Raw genomic sequence first — 20613 nt, 5'->3', positions numbered from 1 at the left:
CGAATTAGCCTCTTCTCCAGCGCGTTCCTTGCGCGGTATCTTCTAGAAGAATTCCTTTCGCGACGAGTTCGTCACGAATTTCATCAGCCCGCCCGAAATCCCGGTTTCGACGCGCTTCAAGCCGTTCTTCGATTAATTCTTCAATATCTGTATCTAAAAGGTCTTCTGCGTCATTGAAAGGCAAGCCGAGTACATTCATCAATGCATCAAATGTTGTCTTAAAGTATGCTAACACACTAGTTTCCGTATTTTTTTCCAATAAATAAACGTTAGCGAGTCGGACAAGTTCAAAAATCGCTGCAATTCCGTTTGCAGTATTAAAGTCATCATCCATCGCTACGGTAAAGTCATTTTTGCATTCATCAATCTTGTTCATCCAAATATCTTTTTGATCGCCGAGATCAGCAGAGTTTTCTAGTCGATGTTTAACATTATTGTAAGCAGTCGTAATTCGCTCTAAACCATTCGCCGCATTTCCAACAAGTTCTTCCGAGAAGTTAATCGGGTGTCTGTAATGGACGGACAGCATGAAAAACCGTAGCACTCTTGGATCGACTTGTTTTCGGATTTCATTGACCAAGACGAAGTTATTTAATGACTTCGACATTTTTTCATTGTCGATATTAATATAGCCGTTATGCATCCAATACTTCGCGAAAGGTTTTCCTGTCATTGCTTCAGATTGCGCAATTTCGTTTTCATGGTGCGGGAATGTCAAGTCTTGGCCGCCCCCGTGAATATCGATCGTATCGCCGAGGTGAACGCGCGCCATTGCCGAACATTCAATATGCCAACCCGGACGCCCTTCCCCCCATGGACTTTTCCATGAAACCTCATTTTCTTTTGCCGCTTTCCACAAGACAAAGTCCAATGGATCATCTTTCTTTTCGCCTTTTTCGATTCGCGCACCGACGATTAGCTCATCCGTTGATTGTTTGGATAGCTTTCCATACCCGTCGAATTTTGTCGTACGGTAATAAACATCGCCGTGGGATTCGTAAGCGAAACCTTTATCAATCAACACTTCGATAAATTCAATAATGTCGTCAATATGGTTTGTCACGCGCGGATGAACATCGGCTTCAGAGCATCCAAGTGCGGAGACATCTTCAAAATAAGCGTTGATGAAACGCTCTGTCAATTCACTAGTGTCTTCGCCGAGTTCATTTGCCGCCGCAATAATTTTGTCGTCGACGTCCGTAAAGTTGGACACGAACTTCACATCGTATCCACGGAATTCGAGGTATTTGCGAACCGTGTCGAATACGATGACAGGTCGAGCGTTTCCGATATGAATGTAATTGTAGACGGTTGGTCCGCATACATACATCGAAACCTCCCCTTCGACTTGCGGGATGAAAGGCTCCTTTTTTCGTGTTAACGTATTATAAATTTGTATGTTCATTGCAAATCCCTTCCTTGTTCATAGATTCTTCGAGTTCCTTAAGGCGTTCTTGGAGTTGGGAAATTTTATTTTCAAGCAAATCGCATTTATCGGCTATAGGATCCGGCATGTCTTGATGGTCAAGTTTTCGGTTTACCTTTACGCCGTTTGTAACGACTACTTGCCCCGGGATTCCTACGACTGTCGAATTGGCCGGGACATTCTTCAGTACAACAGAACCCGCGCCAACTTTACTATTCTCTCCAATTGTGATGGATCCAAGCACCTTGGCTCCCGTTGCAACAAGCACATTATCCTCAAGTGTCGGATGCCGCTTTCCTTTCTCCTTGCCCGTACCGCCTAACGTGACGCCTTGATAAATGGTGACGTCATTGCCGATTTCGCAAGTTTCACCAATAACGATTCCCATGCCGTGGTCGATAAACAATCGACGCCCGATTGTTGCGCCTGGATGAATTTCGATTCCGGTAAAAAAGCGGCTGATTTGAGAAACTGCACGCGCTAAAAATAGTAAATTCAGTTTATACAACGCATGCGCGATTCGGTGCGCCCAAATAGCATGCAAGCCGGAATACGTCAGTATTACTTCAAATACACTACGTGCTGCAGGATCCTGGTCAAAAATGCATCGTATATCTTCTTTCATTGTCCGAAACACCGGCTTCCCTCCTAATTTAATTTCGTGAAAACAAAAATACGCCCCTGTCAAAAATGACAGAGACGCATTGAATGCGTGGTTCCACTCCGCTTGAAAGGTTCGCACCTTCCCGCTTAATGCCTGTTAACGTTGGCGAAACGTCCGGCTTACTACGACTTCAGCGCGGCACTCAAAGGGGCATTTCCACATCGTAATGACTCGGATCACTTTCAGCCAGTGATGATCCTCTCTGAAGAGCTTACCTATGTGTACTTCTCCTTATCAACGGTTTAATCATTTAATTACTTTCAATCTTACACGCAAAGTCTGGAAAGTCAAAATTATTGTTCTGCGTATTTGGCAATGCGTGAAATTGCAATTTCTTTTCCAACGAGGGCGATGGCTGCAGGTAATTCAGGTCCGCTCGTTTCACCCGTCGTGACAACGCGAATCGGCATGAATAAGTTACGGCCTTTATGACCCGTTTCTTTTTGAACAGCGCTGATCGCCGCTTTGATCGACGGCGCGTCAAATGTTTCAAGTTCAGAAAACTTGTTTTCCAACGATGCCATTACTTCCGGAACTTGTTCACCTGCAAGCACCTCTAAGGATTGTTCATTATATTCAATCTCATCCTTGAAGAACTGGGCGGTTAGCTCGACGATTTCAGCCCCGTAGCTCAACTGGCCGTGATATAAAGCGATTAAATCATGTGCCCATTCTTGTTGTTCTGGAGACAATTCTGCTGGCAATGCACCTGATTTTTGCAAATGAGGCAGCGCCAGTTCAATTACTTTTTCGAGCGGCAATTGTTTAATGTATTGGTTGTTCATCCACGTTAGTTTGTTTTTATCGAATGCAGCCGGGGATTTCGATAAACGATTTTCGTCAAAAATCGAAATAAGCTCTTCTTTCGAAAACAGCTCATCTTCTCCTTCTGGCGACCAACCAAGCAAGACGATAAAATTGAATAACGCTTCTGGCAAATACCCAAGCTCCTTATATTGTTCGATAAACTGGATAATGGCTTCATCACGCTTACTCAGTTTACGACCGCTTTCATTCACAATTAATGTCATATGGCCGAATACCGGTGTTTCCCACCCGAATGCTTCATAAATCATTTGTTGTCTCGGCGTGTTTGATATATGGTCGTCTCCGCGTAAAACGTGCGTGATTTCCATGTAGTGGTCATCTACAACAACAGCAAAGTTATACGTTGGAATACCATCTTTTTTCACGATGACAAAGTCGCCGATTCCGTCTGATTCAAATGATACATTATCTTTTACGATGTCGTTAAACGTGTACACTTTTCCGCGCGGCACTGCAAAGCGGATGCTCGGTTCTCTGCCTTCCGACTCGCGTTCAGCTCGTTCCTCGACAGATAAATGACGACATTTCCCGCTATAACGCGGCATCTCATTTCTTGCAGTTTGCGCTTCACGTTCAGCTTCTAACTCTTCAGGCGTACAGTAACATTTATATGCTAAATCTTTCTCTAAAAGTTCATCATATAGTTTTTTGTATAGATCATTTCGTTCGGATTGACGATAAGGCCCGAAATCTCCACCGACGTCAACACCTTCATCCCAATCAAGCCCTAACCAATCTAAATACTTGAGTTGGGAGCTTTCGCCGCCTTCGATATTCCGGCTCGAATCTGTGTCTTCAATTCGGATGATGAATTTTCCGCCTTTACTGCGTGCAAACAAATAGTTGAATAGTGCCGTACGTGCATTTCCAATATGTAAATGCCCGGTTGGACTCGGTGCGTATCGAACGCGAACTTCCTTCGTCATTATTAATCCTCCTAAGTTTTCGTGCATATATCCTTTTTATTTTAACATATGTTTGATTTTACAGAAAAGATGTTAGCTCTTTTGCAATAGAATCGTTGCCATCGCTGCTATTCCTTCTCCGCGGCCCGTAAATCCCAATTTCTCTGTCGTTGTCGCTTTAACATTAACTTGTGAAGTCTCTGCTTTTAAAAGCTTTGCCACACGTTCTTGAATGACTTCGATATGCGGCGCCATTTTTGGTTGTTCTGCAATAATCGTGCAGTCAATATTCCCCAATTTATAACCCCGTTCAGCGACTAGTTTCCAAATCTCTTCTAGCAAAACTGCAGAGTCCGCATCTTTAAATGCCTGATCTGTATCCGGGAAATGTCGACCTATATCGCCTTCGCCAATCGCGCCCAGCGCCGCATCCGTAATCGTGTGAAGCAGCACATCCGCGTCGGAATGACCCGAGAGTCCCTTATCATGCGGAATTAATACGCCACCAAGAATTAAAGGACGGCCCACTTCAAATTTATGCACATCAAAACCTTGTCCAATCCGAATCATACAAAATCCTCCAGTTGCCTCTTAAGTATTATTTCACCGAACGCAAGATCTTCTTGCGTCGTCATTTTCACATTTTCATACGTACTTTCTACAATCTGAACTGGATGTCCCAGTCTTTCAACGAGCATGGACTCATCCGTTCCTAAAAAACCATCGCGAGCTGCCAGTTCCGATGCCGCTTTCAACACCTCATATTTGAAAGCTTGCGGAGTTTGAATGATCCATAGCTTTTCGCGGTCAACCGTCTCCTCAACAACTCCATCTGTCGCTGTTTTCATCGTATCTTTAGGTTGAACCGCTGCAATCGCCGCTCCAAACTCCGTTGCCTTTTGAACGAGATCAGCGATGACAGACCTCTTCAAAAATGGACGAGCTGCATCATGAACTAAAACAATTCCATTTTCCGCATGCGCTTCAATACAAGCCGCAACACTATATTGGCGTTCCGTTCCGCCGTCCACAATTACCTTGATTTTCGAAATCTCAAAGCGGTCAAGCATGGATTGAATTTCTTGTCGTTCATCCGGCTTCACCGCTAGAATAATTCCTTTACATGCTGGATCTCCTTCAAACACTAACAGCGTATGAATAATAATTGGTTTATGATCGAGTTGCAAAAAAAGCTTATTATAGCCGGCACCCATACGCTGTCCGCTTCCGGCTGCCGGCATCATTACCGTGTAGTCCACTTTTCCATCTTCCTCGTCTATCGTTATTAATTTGCCTTGGCAGATCGACCATTTTTCGGTTTCGCGAAAATCATTCGCCCTGCTGATGTTTGCAACACGCTCGTTACAGTCACATCAATTGCGTTGCCGATATGGAACTTCCCATCTTCAACGACAATCATCGTACCATCGTCCAAATAAGCAATCCCTTGCTGATGCTCTTTCCCGTCTTTAATAACGACGACATGCATGTCTTCACCGGGAATAACGACCGGCTTGACCGCATTCGCTAAATCATTAATGTTCAATACAGGAACACCGTGCAGATCAGCGACTTTGTTGAGATTAAAATCATTGGTGACGACAAGGCCACTCATCTCTTTTGCTAGATGGACGAGCTTAAGATCAACTTCCGCAACGTCCGCAAAATCCGTGTCCGTTATTAATATTCCTGGACCCTCATCCGTTTGCAAGCGCCTCAAAATATCTAGCCCGCGCCTGCCTTTTGTTCTCTTCAACGTATCCGAAGAGTCTGCAATATGTTGCAGTTCCGTCAACACAAACTGCGGAACAACGAGCACTCCTTCGAGAAAACCAGTTGCTGAAATATCTGCAATGCGTCCATCGATAATGACACTCGTATCTAGTATTTTATATAGGTTCCCCCGTGTAGCGGCTAACGCATCATCAGATTCTTTCCTCTTACTGCCGGTGTTTTTTGCAGATTGAATTGCATGGAGAAATTCATCACCTTGTTTAAAACCGACTTGAAACCCTAAGTAACCGAGAATGACGAATAACACCGTCGGCAACACCGAGTTGAGGAGCGGAATTTCGATATTCCCTAACCAAAAACTTATGAGGAATGCTACACTTAATCCAATGATTAAGCCGAGCGTCCCAAATAACAAGTCAAAAATAGGCGCTTTTAATAACCAATCTTCCATCCATTTGACAAAATTCACGACCGGTGAAGTTAGAAAAAGATTTAATAAGAAAAAAATAAGTGCGCCGATAATAGCGGATATATACGGGTTATTAATGAGCGGATTTGAAGTAAATGTAAATAACGAGAATAATTCCGGTAAAAATATGACTCCTAGCGTGCCTCCAATAAGTAAAAATGAAAGCTGAACAACTCTTTTCAACATATGAAACACCTCCTTAATTAATTATACATGTATTCCCAACCACCCGCCTTTAATAACCTAGTTAAATCCGTCTAAATGTGACTAATTTAACGCGGCGTTCTGACCCTCGTTGTCTAGCATGTGCAAAATGCACTAAATTCAAGCAAGTAATTCTAGGGACTAACACGTAGCCCCTATTTTGAAAAACCGACTTTCAAGGCATCGCTAACAGTTTCGACACCGATTACTTGAATTCCTTTTGGATAATCCCAACCGCCCAAATTTGATTGAGGGATGATTGCGCGTTCAAATCCTAGTTTGGCAGCTTCGGAGACTCGTTGTTCAATACGCGACACGCGCCGAACTTCCCCTGTCAAGCCAACCTCTCCAATAAAGCAGTCGGATAAACCAGCAGCCGCGTCGCGGTAACTAGATACAATACTTACTAACACGGCAAGATCGATAGCGGGTTCATCTAATTTGACGCCGCCTGCGACTTTAATATAGGCATCTTGCGCTTGCAGCAGCATGCCCATTCGTTTTTCTAAAACAGCCATTAAGAGAGATACCCGGTTTTGATCGAGCCCTGTCGCCATCCGTTTGGGATAATTAAAGCTTGACGGTGTAACGAGGGCTTGGATTTCAACCAGTATCGGTCGCGTTCCTTCCATGGAAGCGACGACTGTTGAACCCGCTCCGCCTTGCGATCTTTCACGCAGAAATAATTCCGAAGGGTTCAGAACTTCTTTTAATCCGGATTGCAACATCTCAAAAATCGCGATTTCATTTGTCGAACCGAACCTGTTTTTAACGCTCCGCAAAATCCGATACGTATGATGGCGTTCCCCTTCGAAATAAAGAACGGTATCTACCATATGTTCAAGTATGCGCGGACCCGCAATTTGCCCGTCTTTCGTTACGTGACCAACGAGGAATATCGCGATGTTTTGCGTTTTCGCGATACGCATGAGCTCGGCTGTACATTCACGCACTTGCGTAATGCTTCCCGGAGCCGATTTCACTTCGGGATGATGAATCGTCTGGATGGAGTCGACAATGACAAACTTCGGTTTTACTTCTTCAATTGTATGATGAATTTGTTCCAAATCGGTTTCAGCATATATGTAAAGTTCATCCGATAAAACACCAAGTCGTTCTGCTCGCATTTTTGTTTGACGAATCGACTCTTCACCTGAAATATATAAAACACGATGGCCAGCATTCGCTAGAAGTGAGGATACTTGAAGAAGAAGGGTCGACTTGCCGATCCCTGGATCTCCGGCAGTCAGAAGAAGTGAACCCGGTACAATCCCCCCGCCGAGAACTCGGTTTAGTTCACCTAAGTCAGTTTCAACGCGTGGTTCTGCTTGTGTTTCAACTTTGCTGATCGGCATAGCTTTTTGACGCACATTTTCAGAATGCTGGAATGCGCCGCGCGGACCTTTACTAACGACTTCAATTTCTTCGTTCATTGTGTTCCATTCGCCGCAACCTGGGCAGCGTCCCATCCATTTAGGAGATTCATAGCCACAATCTTTACACATGAATTTTGATTTTCTTTTAGACATATTTACCTCCAAAGACGGAAAGGACAGTCCTATCCCGCCGAAAAATCCGACGGAGGACTATCCTGATTCCACTATTACTTTTCTATTGTTACTTCTTCCGTTTCGATACCTTCTGTTCGAACGACAAATTCATCATTTTCGACATCGACTACAACTTTACCGCCAGTTAGGACCGTTCCTCTCAGGAGCTCCTCAGATAACCGGTCTTCAACATGTTTTTGAAGCGCACGGCGCAAAGGTCGAGCACCGTATTCAGGATCGTAGCCAACTTCCGAAATCTTCATTTTCGCTGCGTCTGTTAATTCAAGAACAATATCTTGTTCTTCGAGACGTTTCGCTAATTCGTTCGCCATCAGCGTAACGATTTTGCGCAAGTGCTCTTTTTCAAGCGAGTGGAAGACAATCATTTCGTCAACACGGTTCAAGAACTCCGGACGGAATGTTTTCTTCAACTCATCGAGCATTTTAGATTTCATGCCTTCGTAATCAAAATCCGAATCTTGCAAGTTGAAGCCGACATAGCGGTTCGATTTAAGCGATTGGGCACCGACGTTAGATGTCATAATGACGACCGTATTACGGAAGTCGACTGTGCGTCCTTTTGAATCCGTTAGTCTGCCGTCTTCTAACACTTGAAGAAGAATGTTGAAAACATCAGGATGCGCCTTTTCGATTTCATCCAATAAAATTACCGAGTACGGCTTGCGGCGAACTTGTTCGGTTAATTGACCGCCTTCTTCGTGACCGACATACCCCGGAGGAGAACCGACGAGACGAGATGTGGAGTGTTTCTCCATATATTCGGACATGTCGACGCGAATCATCGCATCTTCATCTCCGAACATCGTTTCCGCTAACGCCCGTGCAAGTTCTGTTTTCCCGACACCTGTAGGGCCCAAGAAGATAAATGAACCGATAGGTCGTTTTGGATCTTTCAGCCCAGCACGCGCTCGACGAATTGCTTTCGAGATGGCTGTGACGGCTTCCGCTTGACCAATAACACGGCCGTGTAATGTTTCTTCCATATTCAATAATTTGAGCGATTCGGTTTCAGCAATTTTTGAAACAGGGATGCCGGTCCACATGGCGACAACTTGCGCGATGTCATTCACCGTCACCTTCGATTCTGTCTTGCCTTGTTCTTCTTTCCACGCTTTTTTCGTTGTATCGAGCTCTTCTTTCATCTTCTGTTCTTTGTCGCGGAATGACGCAGCCTTTTCAAATTCTTGGCTTTGAACTGCAGCATTTTTCTCGGAACGAATAGCTTCTAATTTCGTTTCAAGCTCCTTTAAGTTTGGAGGTGTCGTATACGAACGCAAACGCACTTTAGACCCCGCTTCATCGATTAAATCAATCGCTTTGTCAGGCAGGAACCTGTCAGAAATATAACGATCCGACATTTTCGCTGCAGCTTCGATTGCCTCATCTGTAATTTTCACGCGGTGATGCGCCTCGTAACGGTCGCGTAATCCTTGAAGAATTTGAATGGATTCGTCGACAGTCGGTTCGTCAACTTGAATCGGTTGAAAACGTCTTTCAAGCGCTGCATCTTTTTCAATATATTTACGGTACTCATCAAGCGTTGTCGCACCGATACATTGGAGTTCTCCTCGCGCTAAGGATGGCTTTAAAATGTTCGATGCGTCGATGGCACCTTCTGCGCCGCCTGCGCCGATGAGCGTATGAAGTTCATCGATGAATAAAATAACGTTGCCTGCTTGGCGGATTTCTTCCATTACTTTTTTCATGCGATCTTCAAATTCGCCGCGGTATTTCGTGCCTGCGACGACCGTTCCCATATCGAGCGTCATCACGCGTTTATCGCGAAGGATTTCCGGCACTTCATTGTTCACGACTTGTTGTGCAAGACCTTCTGCGATCGCTGTTTTACCGACACCCGGTTCTCCGATCAGCACCGGATTGTTTTTCGTGCGGCGCGCTAGCACTTCAATAACACGGGTAATCTCATTGCTTCTTCCAATTACAGGGTCAAGTTGGCCTTCACGGGCCACTTCTGTTAAATCTCGCGCAAGTCCATCTAATGTCGGCGTTGCCGCGGAAGCAGATGCGTTCGAATTTGAACCGCTTGAACTTTCAGTAGTTCCCAGCAATTGCAATACTTGCTGGCGAGCCTTGTTAAGACTGACACCGGCATTGCTTAAAACACGCGCCGCGACTCCTTCGCCTTCACGGATAAGCGCAAGCAAAATGTGTTCTGTTCCGATATATGAATGATTTAACTTCCGTGATTCATCAACAGATAGTTCAATTACTTTTTTTGCACGCGGTGTATAGTGAACGATAGGACCAACGTCTTTTGTGCCGGATCCGACAAGCTTGTTGACACCTTCTTCAATCGTTACAAAACTGACGTCGATTGCTTCAAGCGCTTTCGCTGCGATCCCCCCGCCCTCGCGAATAAGGCCGAGCAAAATATGCTCTGTGCCAATGGACTCGTGTTTCATGCGAATCGCTTCTTCTTGGGCAAGTTGCAACACTTTTTGTGCTCGTTGTGTAAATCGGTTAAACATCATAATTCAGTCCTCTCCTTCTACTATATATAATCTATTCCACAACCTTATACGCCGTTAAACGAAAATAATTAAATCTTTATAAAGAAGGTCGGGTATAACACGCCTTGACCTAATTTGACTAATTATACGCCAATGAAATACAAGGTTCAAAATTTTTGCCTATTCTTCAGTTCCTGTTTCAGCTGACGGCCGAGTACCATCTATGGACAGTCGCTCCCGGAAGAGTTTCGCCCTGAAAATATCGCGTTCTTCTTGCGTTAAGTCCGTTTGGGCAAATTGCTGAAGAAAACCCGGCTGCATAAAAATCATGAGCTCATTGAGGATCGACATATCAACATCTTTAATAATCCCCAAATCGATGCCGAGCCGTACATCCGACAAGCAACGAGCGGCTTCGCCTGTTTGCAATAATCGTGAATAGACGAGCGTCCCTAGTGATCGGAACAATCGATTTTCAAGCGCGATTTGCGATTTTTCTACTAATAAATTTCGCGCTTTGCGTTCATGGGCTAGAAGATGCGACGTGATATTGCTGAGATCCTCAAGGATTTCGGCTTCTGTTTTTCCAAGCGTTACTTGATTGGATACTTGATAAACATTGCCGAGCGCTTTACTTCCTTCACCATAACTTCCCCGAACGACCAAACCTAAACGCCCGATTGCCGGGATGATTCGTTCAATTTGTTTCGTAATCGTCAATGCAGGCAAATGCATCATGACCGATGCCCGCATTCCCGTTCCCGTATTCGATGGACAACTCGTTAAATAGCCAAAATTCTCATCAAATGCATAGGGCAATTCTTTTTCTAATATATCGTCCACGTGGTTGGCTTGATTGAAGGCCTCTTCCAACTGCAAACCAGGATAAATGCATTGAATCCGAATATGGTCTTCTTCATTGACCATGACGCTTATTGACTCATCTGATGACAGTAAAACAGCGCCGTGTCGTTTTGGATCCGTCAAATGCGGACTGACCAGGTGTTTTTCGACAAGCACTTCCCGATCCAATGAAGACAGTTCGGACATTCTCGAATAGGTATAATCATCTTCATTGTCATCCAATAAAGTTCCCGCCACGAGTTTGTCGACGGCTAAAGCTTCTTCGTCATTGGCGGCGATTGGAAACTTATAACCTCTTAAATTTCGGGCCAACCGAATACGTGTGGAGAGTACAATATCGGAGTTTTCACCGTGAGCAGTCATCCAGCCTGTCGCTGCGTTTTGAATGAATTTCTCAATCGACATTGCGTTCTTCACCTCCATGCGCAAGCTGCTTTTGAAGTTCATTTGCCTGGTCGCGTAAAGCGGCAGCCTCTTCGAATCGTTCTTCCGCTACGGCAGCTTGCATTTTCGCGCGCACTTCTTCAACTTTTCGTTTGATCGCATAAACTCTGTTAAACGAAACAGGAATTTTCCCTGTATGGGTTGTATGACCGCTATGCAGTTTGCCGAAGACGTTCGGAAGATGTTGTCTGAACGTGTCATAACATGTTGCACAGCCGAATTTCCCGATGTCGAGGAACTTTGAAAATGTTAAGTTGCATCCCGGGCATTCAATACTTCCGAATTGATTGCCACGCGTTTGTTGCTGCTCCGTTTTGAATGGTTCCGTTCCGCCAAACCATTGAGATAAGAATTGCTGAATCGATAACGGTTCTTGATTTGGATCAAAATGGAACGTTTCCGATTGGAATGCGCATTTCTCACATAAGTGGCGTTCGACGGCTTCACCGATATACCCTTTTTTAATAATGACGGAAGCGGGTCTTTCTTTACAGTTTTCACAAATCATAGTGTGCCACCTCACTTTTGTTAGGTTCCCAAAAATCAGCTTTGCTTATAGTTGTTCATAAATAAGCGTTATGAGCATTGCGCGCAAAATACGCGCCCGGATTTCATCGCGTTCCGGCAGCGGAATACGGATTGTCGTTCGATCGACCGCTGCAAGAATCAACTTCGATTCGCGCTCCGATATCACTTCTTCATCGACGAGCCGATGCACCACATCTAGCGCCATCGTATGCGAAGTTCCGCCGTCCAGACCGGCTAAGATATGTTCAATTAATTCTTTACGGGAATTCGGGCGGACACGAAAAATACGAATATAGCCACCGCCGCCCCGTTTCGATTCAACCGCATATCCACGCTCCGCTGTAAAGCGGGTATTGATCACGTAATTAATTTGCGATGGCACACATTGAAATTTCTCTGCAACTTCATTGCGCTTAATTTCAATAATGCCATTCTGTTCCTTTTCGATAATCGCTTTTAAATACCCTTCAATAATATCAGAAATGTTTCGCACGTCCTCACCTCTTTCATCACGGGCGATAAGGTATTGACTTTGACTATCTTTGACTTAATTGTACAATCGAATTTACCGATTCGCAATTGATTTGCATTGGATTTGATGATCTATTTCAGTATCGGGTATGGGTTGGTTGTTTAGACATTGGATTGGCGCGGGGGGCGGAATTTAATGGAGTGAAGAGAGGGATGCACGTTGTTACCTGGTTTATAACCGCAACGGGCGGGGCGACAAGTTTGTTCCCGTATAGTGGCGGTTTGTTCCCGTAACGGGCTACTTTATTCCCGTATCTCGATAGTTTATTCCCGCAACGGGCGGGGCGGCGAGTTTGCTCCCGTATAGTGGCGATTTGCTCTCGATGCAGATCGGGTTGTGCTGGATGCTCCAGCGGTTATGCTCGTATCGAGACGGTTCCGGTTTTTATTCTCGTTGCGTCGCGGTTTGCTCTCGCTACGGATTCGGTTGTGCTCGATGCTCCAGCAGTTATGCTCGTATCGGTTGATGTTCGAGATGAGGAGTTCCCGTGGTGGCGATGAGTTGCCAACACGTCACCCGGAAACATAAAAAATGAGCTCCCCATAAAACCGGGAAGCCCATTCCAATTTATTTCACGCTCATATTCGTCAATTCCCTCACCGGTAAAAACAGTTCCCCGGTGTCTAAATACGTCAAGACTAGCTTGTCGCCTTCTTGAATATAGATCGCAAGCGGTTCAACTTCGGAGGAGACGAGAAAGTTTCGACCGTCATCTGCCAAAATCGACACTAACGTAAAGTCTCCGACACGTTCTTTAAACACACGGGAGACCGTGATTGTTGCTTTTGCCTCTTCCGCATTTGAACTGCCGTCGACTGTGCTGCCGCCTCGCTGAAGCGCGGTCTTATAAAGTTTCAACGCTTCGTTTGGCGTGTTCCCAAACACGGATATTTCCGGATTCGCTGCGGAAACGATAAAGTAATTTTGCAAAAATCCGTTAGAGTCCAGAACTGGCGTCAGCCAACTTGCCTCGCCGTAAAAATTATAAAGAACCGGCATTTCGCCAGACCATTTCTTCTCGATAAACTTCTTCTCGATAATTTGCAGGGCCCCTTGCGAATCCATATACGACTCTTCAAGATTCCCGGTGTAATAAGTCGCTTTTCCTGTACGGCCATCTGTCAACGCATAGCCCAGCATTGAATCGACGCCTTCTTTCGGACTTGTAAAGTCTGTGAAGTAATACATATGCCCCTCTTCATCAAATATCGGGCTCACATTTGCTTCTGTGCCTTCATCAGAAGGAAGTTTCACATCTTTCTTTCCGACAACAGAATTCCAAAAACCGTGAATGTAATTACCGAAATAACTATTTTGCAGGCTTACGGCTTCCGGAGAAACCGCGCCGTTAATAAAGGCAGGCACTTCAGAAATCGGGAATTTCTCAATATCGCCCGTCTCTGGATCCATCATGACAATGCCTTTAACGTCAAAACCGTTTCGCCCGGTAATAAATTCCCCATACGAACGAATGTAATGAGGTTTTCCTTCATCATCGACTTCCAGTTGAACATCACCGTAAAAGATGAGGTCCGGCATATTCATTCTTATGTGCCGCTCAACATTCTTGCCGAAAAAAGAGGACGGCGTGTATATCATTTCAGCTTTCACAAATTTCGGATTGTCTGCCGAATCAGTCGCGCTCATCGTGAAGTATCCAGGAGTCGTTTTCGCGCTCAACCATTTGAAGAACCCTGAAAATTCAACAGGTGCGATGTAGACGAAATCATCGCCCACCTTCTGGATTTGCAAGTTGCCAAGTTCATAGTAGCTCGTATTCGGCACTTGTCCGAACGCTTTTTTCATTTTATTCCGCGCGAACTTCGGCGGAACGCTTGCAGGTGTTTTCGTCTCATCAAATGCCGTAATTTCCACTTTCTGATCCATTTCAACCGCATTATATTTCTTGTCTGCGTTGAACAGCGGAGCACTTAGTAAATAGACAACAAAAACTGCTGCTCCGATAAAGAGGATGATTTTCGGTTTGCGGTCTTTCGGCCCCGCGAACGCAACCCCCATAAATGTGACGATAAGAAGCATCAGCCATAATGACGTCCAATTTCTATCTAAATTCGATAGGTAATAAACTCCGAACACGATGACTGCTATCAAAACTGCAGTACTAGCCAAGGCCGCCCATCGGTTGAACACTAACCCTGTTTCTTCATTTTCCTTATTCCTTTTCACAGTTGTCGCAAGCGGAACAATTATCAAACTCGATACAATTCCGACTATAATTGAAAATAACAATAGGTTGATCATATGATACACTCATTTCTCGTAAAAAATTTTAACTACTTCTTTTATACGATTGGAAGACGAAAGTGTTTCATTTCTTCTACAAAAAAATTCTTCAATAACAAAACGGACTTCCCTAAACTCTGGGAAATCCGTTTCGCTTTATACAGATACATTTCGTTTTAACGGTTCAAGATCAACTTCAAATCCTAAATCCTCAAGCATCTTCCGGTCTTGATTTCCTTCTTGACCTTCAGTAGTCAAGTAATCGCCTATAAAAATTGAATTCGCTGGAAATAATCCAAACGGTTGCAAGCTGCGTAAGTTTACTTCTCGGCCACCCGAAATTCGAATCTCTTTCGACGGATTCATGAACCTGAACAAACAAAGTACTTTTAAACAATAGCGCGGGGTTAACTCATCTACCCCACCAAGCGGCGTGCCGTCAACAGCATGTAAAAAATTTACAGGGATTGAGTCTGCATCCATTGCATGTAAACTGCGTGCCATTGCGATAACATCTTCTTTTGTTTCACGCATACCGATAATAACCCCAGAACAAGGCGAAATGCCCGATTGCTTTACTAAATCAACCGTATTGACTCGGTCTTCGTATGTATGTGATGTTGTAATACTTGCATGATGGGCTTCAGATGTATTGATGTTGTGGTTGTATCGATCGACGCCCGCTTCTTTCAATCGCACTGCTTGCTCTGCTTTTAATAATCCTAGACACGCACAAACTGTCATATGTTCATGTTTTGATTTAATTTTTTTAACAGAATCAATGACTATGTCAAGTTCACGATCAGCAGGCCCACGCCCGCTCGCAACGATACAATATGTACCCGCATTCAGTTTCGCCGCGCGTTCGGCACCGGCAATAATCTCTTCTCTTTTCATCATGGAATACTTTTCGATCGGCGCTACGGATACAATTGACTGCGCACAATACCCACAGTTTTCCGGGCATAGTCCTGACTTTGTATTAATGATCATATTAAGCTTAACTTTATTGCCAAAATAATGTTTTCGAATTTTATAGGATGCATGCAAAAGGAGCAGCAAATCGTCATCCGTGCTATTTAATATCGAAAGTGCTTCATCATCAGATAGTACTTCCCCCGCAAGGACGCGTTCGGCTAATTTATTATATTGCGTCATAAATTACGCCTCACTTTTAACACTTTATACATGCGGTGTCCGAAAATACCTGCCAAAACAGATAAAAATATATCTTTCGGCAATGGCGGTACCATCCATAACCAAGCGATTTTGTAGGTGAATGCATCGGGGGCAGCCGCCCAAAGTTTATAAGCGAAGTACATCCAGTTCGTCCCAAATCCGTAGTTAATCACACAACCAACGAGTGCCGCGAAAATATAACTGTTTAAATGACCATTTTTCTCAACGATTTTCCCGACTATGTACGCCACAAAAATAAATGAAACAATAAATCCGAAAGTCGGGCTAATAATCGAACCAATTCCTCCGCTAAACTTCGCGAAAACCGGTGCTCCTGCAAGCCCTACAAACATGTAAACAGTCATCGAAATTGCGCCTAACCGACTTCCAAGAATTAAACCTGCAAGAATCGCGAAAAATGTCTGAAGCGTGATAGGAACTCCGCCAACCGCCAAAAACGGGGCAAATGCCGTAATGTTTGCTCCGATCATCATGAGTGCCGCAAACATCCCGCTATAGACCAAACTTAATGCACTCATTCCACTTTTTGCTTTTGTCGTTGCTGTTGTCATAAGTCACCTCAATAAGTTATTTGATATTTTTAATAATAAGAGATGACCACATTTGTGTCAACATGAATTTACTTTAGGTTAACTCAAAAGTTTTACCCACAAAAAAATACCGACAGCTCGATGGCCGTCGGTACTTATTATTTCTTTTTAATTTCATCTTTCGGAAAGAGAAAGTATGAAATGATCCCGCTCACAACTAAAGCGCCAATCGTGATGAGGACGCGTGATGTTTCGGGCACTTCTGTATGGCTCCGATTTAACATGAACCAGCTACCCCAAGCAACGATAATCATTATCGGAACCGTGTACGCTAAAGCTCTCAACTTGTTCACCCTCAGTAAGTTTTAGTAGCTTTAGTCTATCATAATTCGGTTTTAGAACCAGCGTGAACGGCCTCTCCTGCCGAACTCAGGACCATAGCCACCTCCGAACTCCGGTCCAAAACCACCACGTGGGACGACTGGTGCTCCCATTACATCTACCGTCGTTTCTTCATAATAATGTCTTGGTATATCGACGTAATGATGTCTATTCACGTTGACAATCGGGTGAATAATAGGAACTTCCCGCGGCATAAATTCATCGTGACATCTATACTCCGGCGGGCATACAATCGGCATAACCTGATTGTCATGGCAATTTCCATGTTGCATCATACGATCACCTCCTCCCTCTAGTACATGTTTTTAAAAGGAAGACAGACGGGCGAGCGACTATAGGCTTTTGAAAATAATGAAGGGGGCTGCGGAACGGGAATAAAATCGGCGACCCGCGCGTTGCGGGACAAAGATAGTCCGGTACGGGAGCAAAAGTGGCGACCCACGCGTTGCGGGAATAAACCAGCGAGATACGGGAATAAAGTAGTCCGTTACGGGAGCAAACTGCCGCGATACGGGAACAAACTGTCGCGATACGGGAACAAAAGTGGCGACCCACGCGTTGCGGGAATAAACTAGCGAGATACGGGAATAAGATAGTCCGTTACGGGAGTAAACTGCCGCGATACGGGAGCAAAAGTAGCGACCCACGCGTTGCGGGAATAAACCAGCGAGATACGGGAATAAAGTAGTCCGTTACGGGAGCAAACTGCCGCGATACGGGAACAAAAGCGGCGACCCACGCGTTGCGGGAATAAACTAGCGAGATACGGGAATAAGATAGTCCGTTACGGGAGCAAACATCCGCGATACGGGAATAAAACTGGCGACCCGCGCGTTGCGGGAATAAAAAACGGGGGCGGATACGAGAAGAAACGTTGGAGCAACGAGAGCAAATCGCCACGCAACGAGAATAATAAATGGGTCGACTATATACAGGAAAAACAAAACACAATAATCCGCCGTGCACTTTATTCAAGAAGTCAAACTATTTTATTTTCCTGTTAGACACATTAGATGATTCATGGTATCATACATTCAGAAAATTATGTAAAGGGGAAGATGTCATTCATTATTAAAGCACGCCGCGAACCGATAATACTTGAAGGTCTTAGAGCGGCATTATCACGTATTGATCCAACGCATGAAAAATATGCAGTGCTAAATACCCCCCATTTGTTGGACGAAAAAAACTTTTCCCTATTAATCAATGATCTTCTTCATAGCGATAAAGAATTTATACCTAAGCCTCTTTGCGTAACTTACTCTTTACAAAAAAATGATGTTTTTACTGGCGTCTTCTGTCCCTCATGCAGTTTTTTAGGTATGACGAAATATAGGGGCGGTTGGCGTTGTCCAGCATGTTCACGAAAAGATTCGCATGCCCATTTCCAAGCCATACGAGATTGGTTTCTTTTATTCGGCGGTAAAATAACAAATAGAGATTGTCGCGAATTTCTTAACATATCACAACGGCAAACAGCTACCCGAATACTACAAAGCATGGAATTACACGCAGAAGGAGAAAAACGCAATCGTACTTATGCATTGACAACCTTCGGCAAAAGCGAACAATAGTATCCTAATAAAAAACGTGCACTAAATTCCCAGTGCACGTTTAAGGATTTATTAAAATATGAATAGGAAGATAGAAAACATAACCATAATTGTGACCACTATGATAGTCCCGAGGGTTATCATGACAACTCCAAAACCGCGCGTTGCTGAAAAATTATGCACGAGCCCGATTGCTTTTGACAGTACGACAATACCATAAATCGAAACACCCATTGCTATCAAATTGTTGATTAAATAAAATCCAGTCGACATATTTGTTATGGCGAAAACATCTACCGGCTGCATAAATAACTTCTCTCCATAGATGATAACGGCGATAAACCCAATTGGCATCGTCCAAATCATCGGAATTGACCCGGCCGCAACAGCATAACACATGTTCCGAATCGTTCCGGTTCCACCTAATAACTTTCCCAGCCAAGTATAAATAACAGATGCCAATCCCCAACCCGCTATATTGAGGATGATTGATATTACCGTGATAATCAATAGAATAGCTGGTAAGGAAAAACCTTCGAAAAAACCTAGATCAGCAAACATTAAAATCCCTGTAGCAAAAGAATATAAGATGGCTAGAAAAACTAAGTAACTGATCGGTTTATTGTCCATCATATATTGCACGGTGTTCTTTGGCTGAGACCAAATCGATAATAACGGATTCATATGGAACCCCCCTTTTTTTAATTATCAATCTAATGGCAGGAAATGTCTACCTAATTTTCAAACTTCTTTCATGCACTTTGACCATTCTAATATATGCGGGAGCTTTCCATCGGATTTATCAAAAAAACATTAAATCCAACTATTTCACACAAAATAAAAAAGAGTCTTCCTGATTAGGAAAACCCTTTGTATGACACGTATAATTAGGCAACTTTATTATTGGTAAGTCTCAGGTAGTTGTTGTCCTTGGAAATAGTGTTCCTTTGCTCCCTTTGCGCTGGAATCAAATATTGGCGCGCCTTCACTGACCATCCGTAACGAAGCAATATGATCCTCGTCATGTCTAAGCGCCATTTCTTCCGGATCAACTGGTAAACGATTCATAAACGATCAGCCCTCCTTTACATAATAACCATGACTAAATGTGACAGGAAAAAAATCGTTTTAAATCAAATCAAGCATCTGTTTTAGTTACACTAAACTTTCTGTCACTAGTAAACTACTACGCTTTATTCATTATACTTTCGCGATGTAGGGTTATACTATGCAGTAGGGAGGGATTTTTATGCAGAGAGTTATCTTATTTGACGGCGAGTGTAATTTCTGTGATGCCAACGTGCAGTTTATCATCAAACGGGATCCATACGCACATTTCCATTTCGCATCATTGCAAAGTGAAATAGGTGCAGCGTTCACGAAAAAATACGGCATACTCGAAAGCGTAGACAGCCTAATCTTGATTGAAAACAATAAAGCTTACACAAAATCGGATGCCGCCCTTCGAATCGCGAAAAAGCTTGATGGTTTATGGCATCTGTTATTCATATTTATACTCGTCCCGCGGCCGATCCGTGACGGCGTTTATAACTACATCGCTAAAAATCGCTATAAATGGTTCGGCAAAAAGGAACTGTCATGTTCATTGCCATCCCCAGATGTTCGAGAACGATTTTTATAAATTAAAAAAGCCTTTTGGATTTCTCCAAAAGGCTTTTTATATTTACACTTGCAAAGTCTCATATTCTTCTTTGGTAAAGGCGCGCGATCTTACTAGGAAACGTTTTCCCTCAACACCTTCGAGTGAAAACATGCCTCCGCGACCTTCCACTACGTCGATAATGAGTTGTGTATGTTTCCAATAGTCGAACTGGTTTTTATGCATATAGAACGGCGCATCGCCAATGTGGCCGAGAAGGACATCTTGCTCACCGATTATTAATTCGCCATCTGGGTAGCACATCGGCGATGATCCGTCGCAACATCCGCCCGACTGATGAAACATGAGCGGGCCGTGCTTTTTCTTCAAAAACTCAATGAGTTCCAGTGTCGCGTCCGTTGCAATCACACGTTTTGTCATCGA

22 protein-coding genes and 1 other annotated feature are annotated in these 20613 nt (G+C 44.0%); of the genes, 2 read left to right on the top strand and 20 right to left on the bottom strand.

Annotated elements, in window-relative coordinates; genetic code table 11:
* Positions 1–4: 4 nt before the first annotated feature.
* The 17 genes from cysS to G8782_RS08360 form a co-directional block, all read right to left on the bottom strand.
* Positions 5–1405 (bottom strand): cysteine--tRNA ligase, encoded by a 1401-nt coding sequence (gene cysS / locus G8782_RS08440; RefSeq protein ID WP_172370506.1) that lies wholly within the window; start codon positions 1403–1405, stop codon positions 5–7.
* Positions 1386–2063 (bottom strand): serine O-acetyltransferase, encoded by a 678-nt coding sequence (gene cysE / locus G8782_RS08435; protein WP_172370505.1) that lies wholly within the window; start codon positions 2061–2063, stop codon positions 1386–1388. The genes cysS and cysE overlap by 20 nt, the downstream gene beginning before the upstream one ends.
* A gap of 55 nt (positions 2064–2118) precedes the next feature.
* Positions 2119–2337, bottom strand: a binding site (T-box leader).
* A gap of 46 nt (positions 2338–2383) precedes the next feature.
* Entirely contained in the window at positions 2384–3844 is a 1461-nt protein-coding gene (gene gltX / locus G8782_RS08430; RefSeq protein WP_172370504.1) for a glutamate--tRNA ligase, read from the bottom strand.
* A gap of 72 nt (positions 3845–3916) precedes the next feature.
* Positions 3917–4393: a 2-C-methyl-D-erythritol 2,4-cyclodiphosphate synthase gene (gene ispF, locus G8782_RS08425; RefSeq protein ID WP_172370503.1), complete on the bottom strand. Its 477-nt coding sequence runs from the start codon at positions 4391–4393 to the stop codon at positions 3917–3919.
* Entirely contained in the window at positions 4390–5082 is a 693-nt protein-coding gene (gene ispD / locus G8782_RS08420; RefSeq protein WP_172370502.1) for a 2-C-methyl-D-erythritol 4-phosphate cytidylyltransferase, read from the bottom strand. The genes ispF and ispD overlap by 4 nt, the downstream gene beginning before the upstream one ends.
* A gap of 26 nt (positions 5083–5108) precedes the next feature.
* Positions 5109–6212, bottom strand: a complete 1104-nt coding sequence (locus tag G8782_RS08415; protein ID WP_172370501.1) for a PIN/TRAM domain-containing protein — start codon at positions 6210–6212, stop codon at positions 5109–5111.
* A 173-nt stretch (positions 6213–6385) separates the two neighbouring features.
* A complete protein-coding gene (gene radA / locus G8782_RS08410) occupies positions 6386–7759 on the bottom strand; it encodes a DNA repair protein RadA (protein WP_172370500.1) in 1374 nt (457 codons plus the stop codon).
* 74 nt (positions 7760–7833) lie between these two features.
* Entirely contained in the window at positions 7834–10293 is a 2460-nt protein-coding gene (locus tag G8782_RS08405) for an ATP-dependent Clp protease ATP-binding subunit (protein WP_216667816.1), read from the bottom strand.
* Positions 10294–10452: 159 nt separating this feature from the next.
* Complete coding sequence (mcsB, locus tag G8782_RS08400; RefSeq protein ID WP_172370499.1) at positions 10453–11541, bottom strand: protein-arginine kinase McsB; 1089 nt, start codon at positions 11539–11541, stop codon at positions 10453–10455.
* On the bottom strand, positions 11531–12088 hold the full coding sequence (locus tag G8782_RS08395) for a UvrB/UvrC motif-containing protein (RefSeq protein WP_172370498.1): 558 nt from the start codon (positions 12086–12088) through the stop codon (positions 11531–11533). Before G8782_RS08395 ends, mcsB begins: the two co-directional genes overlap by 11 nt.
* A 45-nt stretch (positions 12089–12133) precedes the next feature.
* Positions 12134–12601 (bottom strand): CtsR family transcriptional regulator, encoded by a 468-nt coding sequence (locus tag G8782_RS08390; RefSeq protein WP_172370497.1) that lies wholly within the window; start codon positions 12599–12601, stop codon positions 12134–12136.
* 394 nt (positions 12602–12995) lie between these two features.
* Positions 12996–13166, bottom strand: a complete 171-nt coding sequence (locus G8782_RS08385; protein WP_172370496.1) for a hypothetical protein — start codon at positions 13164–13166, stop codon at positions 12996–12998.
* Between the two features lie 41 nt (positions 13167–13207).
* Positions 13208–14902, bottom strand: a complete 1695-nt coding sequence (locus G8782_RS08380; RefSeq protein ID WP_172370495.1) for a hypothetical protein — start codon at positions 14900–14902, stop codon at positions 13208–13210.
* Positions 14903–15040: 138 nt separating this feature from the next.
* Positions 15041–16042: a biotin synthase BioB gene (bioB, locus tag G8782_RS08375; RefSeq protein WP_172370494.1), complete on the bottom strand. Its 1002-nt coding sequence runs from the start codon at positions 16040–16042 to the stop codon at positions 15041–15043.
* Positions 16039–16635: a biotin transporter BioY gene (locus G8782_RS08370; RefSeq protein WP_172370493.1), complete on the bottom strand. Its 597-nt coding sequence runs from the start codon at positions 16633–16635 to the stop codon at positions 16039–16041. Before G8782_RS08370 ends, bioB begins: the two co-directional genes overlap by 4 nt.
* Before the next feature lie 137 nt (positions 16636–16772).
* Complete coding sequence (locus tag G8782_RS08365) at positions 16773–16958, bottom strand: histidine kinase (protein WP_172370492.1); 186 nt, start codon at positions 16956–16958, stop codon at positions 16773–16775.
* A gap of 51 nt (positions 16959–17009) precedes the next feature.
* On the bottom strand, positions 17010–17291 hold the full coding sequence (locus tag G8782_RS08360; RefSeq protein ID WP_172370258.1) for a hypothetical protein: 282 nt from the start codon (positions 17289–17291) through the stop codon (positions 17010–17012).
* Positions 17292–18074: 783 nt separating this feature from the next.
* Here G8782_RS08360 and G8782_RS08355 point away from each other — a divergent pair.
* The gene (locus G8782_RS08355; RefSeq protein WP_172370491.1) at positions 18075–18590 is read left to right on the top strand and encodes a hypothetical protein; all 516 of its coding nucleotides are present in this window, start codon (positions 18075–18077) and stop codon (positions 18588–18590) included.
* 51 nt (positions 18591–18641) lie between these two features.
* Here G8782_RS08355 and G8782_RS08350 read toward each other — a convergent pair whose 3' ends face one another.
* Positions 18642–19253, bottom strand: a complete 612-nt coding sequence (locus G8782_RS08350; RefSeq protein WP_172370490.1) for a YIP1 family protein — start codon at positions 19251–19253, stop codon at positions 18642–18644.
* A 216-nt stretch (positions 19254–19469) separates the two neighbouring features.
* Positions 19470–19637, bottom strand: coding sequence for a hypothetical protein (locus tag G8782_RS08345; protein WP_172370489.1), 168 nt, complete (start codon positions 19635–19637; stop codon positions 19470–19472).
* 181 nt (positions 19638–19818) lie between these two features.
* On the opposite strand from G8782_RS08345, the gene G8782_RS08340 reads away from it, so the two are divergent.
* Positions 19819–20211 (top strand): thiol-disulfide oxidoreductase DCC family protein, encoded by a 393-nt coding sequence (locus tag G8782_RS08340; RefSeq protein ID WP_172370488.1) that lies wholly within the window; start codon positions 19819–19821, stop codon positions 20209–20211.
* A gap of 42 nt (positions 20212–20253) precedes the next feature.
* Here the strand turns inward: G8782_RS08340 and G8782_RS08335 are convergent, their stop codons facing one another.
* Entirely contained in the window at positions 20254–20610 is a 357-nt protein-coding gene (locus tag G8782_RS08335; RefSeq protein WP_172370487.1) for a DUF779 domain-containing protein, read from the bottom strand.
* Positions 20611–20613: the final 3 nt, after the last annotated feature.

Origin of the sequence: Sporosarcina jiandibaonis (assembly GCF_013184495.1) — a bacterium.
Lineage (GTDB): Bacteria > Bacillota > Bacilli > Bacillales_A > Planococcaceae > Sporosarcina > Sporosarcina jiandibaonis.
Note: the sequence above shows the minus strand (reverse complement) of the source record. Positions and strands in the feature narration are given on the sequence as shown.

What these genes read in the sequence shown, in the direction of transcription:
- G8782_RS08355 (WP_172370491.1), top strand. Translation starts at nt 18,075, where the DNA reads ATGTCATTCATTATTAAAGCACGCCGCGAACCGATAATACTTGAAGGT.
- cysS (WP_172370506.1), bottom strand. Translation starts at nt 1,405, where the DNA reads ATGAACATACAAATTTATAATACGTTAACACGAAAAAAGGAGCCTTTC.
- bioB (WP_172370494.1), bottom strand. Translation starts at nt 16,042, where the DNA reads ATGACGCAATATAATAAATTAGCCGAACGCGTCCTTGCGGGGGAAGTA.
- radA (WP_172370500.1), bottom strand. Translation starts at nt 7,759, where the DNA reads ATGTCTAAAAGAAAATCAAAATTCATGTGTAAAGATTGTGGCTATGAA.
- G8782_RS08415 (WP_172370501.1), bottom strand. Translation starts at nt 6,212, where the DNA reads ATGTTGAAAAGAGTTGTTCAGCTTTCATTTTTACTTATTGGAGGCACG.
- G8782_RS08405 (WP_216667816.1), bottom strand. Translation starts at nt 10,293, where the DNA reads ATGATGTTTAACCGATTTACACAACGAGCACAAAAAGTGTTGCAACTT.
- G8782_RS08340 (WP_172370488.1), top strand. Translation starts at nt 19,819, where the DNA reads ATGCAGAGAGTTATCTTATTTGACGGCGAGTGTAATTTCTGTGATGCC.
- G8782_RS08380 (WP_172370495.1), bottom strand. Translation starts at nt 14,902, where the DNA reads ATGATCAACCTATTGTTATTTTCAATTATAGTCGGAATTGTATCGAGT.
- G8782_RS08370 (WP_172370493.1), bottom strand. Translation starts at nt 16,635, where the DNA reads ATGACAACAGCAACGACAAAAGCAAAAAGTGGAATGAGTGCATTAAGT.
- G8782_RS08345 (WP_172370489.1), bottom strand. Translation starts at nt 19,637, where the DNA reads ATGAATCGTTTACCAGTTGATCCGGAAGAAATGGCGCTTAGACATGAC.
- ispF (WP_172370503.1), bottom strand. Translation starts at nt 4,393, where the DNA reads ATGATTCGGATTGGACAAGGTTTTGATGTGCATAAATTTGAAGTGGGC.
- G8782_RS08385 (WP_172370496.1), bottom strand. Translation starts at nt 13,166, where the DNA reads ATGTTTCCGGGTGACGTGTTGGCAACTCATCGCCACCACGGGAACTCC.
- G8782_RS08335 (WP_172370487.1), bottom strand. Translation starts at nt 20,610, where the DNA reads ATGACAAAACGTGTGATTGCAACGGACGCGACACTGGAACTCATTGAG.
- G8782_RS08360 (WP_172370258.1), bottom strand. Translation starts at nt 17,291, where the DNA reads ATGATGCAACATGGAAATTGCCATGACAATCAGGTTATGCCGATTGTA.
- G8782_RS08395 (WP_172370498.1), bottom strand. Translation starts at nt 12,088, where the DNA reads ATGATTTGTGAAAACTGTAAAGAAAGACCCGCTTCCGTCATTATTAAA.
- mcsB (WP_172370499.1), bottom strand. Translation starts at nt 11,541, where the DNA reads ATGTCGATTGAGAAATTCATTCAAAACGCAGCGACAGGCTGGATGACT.
- G8782_RS08350 (WP_172370490.1), bottom strand. Translation starts at nt 19,253, where the DNA reads ATGAATCCGTTATTATCGATTTGGTCTCAGCCAAAGAACACCGTGCAA.
- gltX (WP_172370504.1), bottom strand. Translation starts at nt 3,844, where the DNA reads ATGACGAAGGAAGTTCGCGTTCGATACGCACCGAGTCCAACCGGGCAT.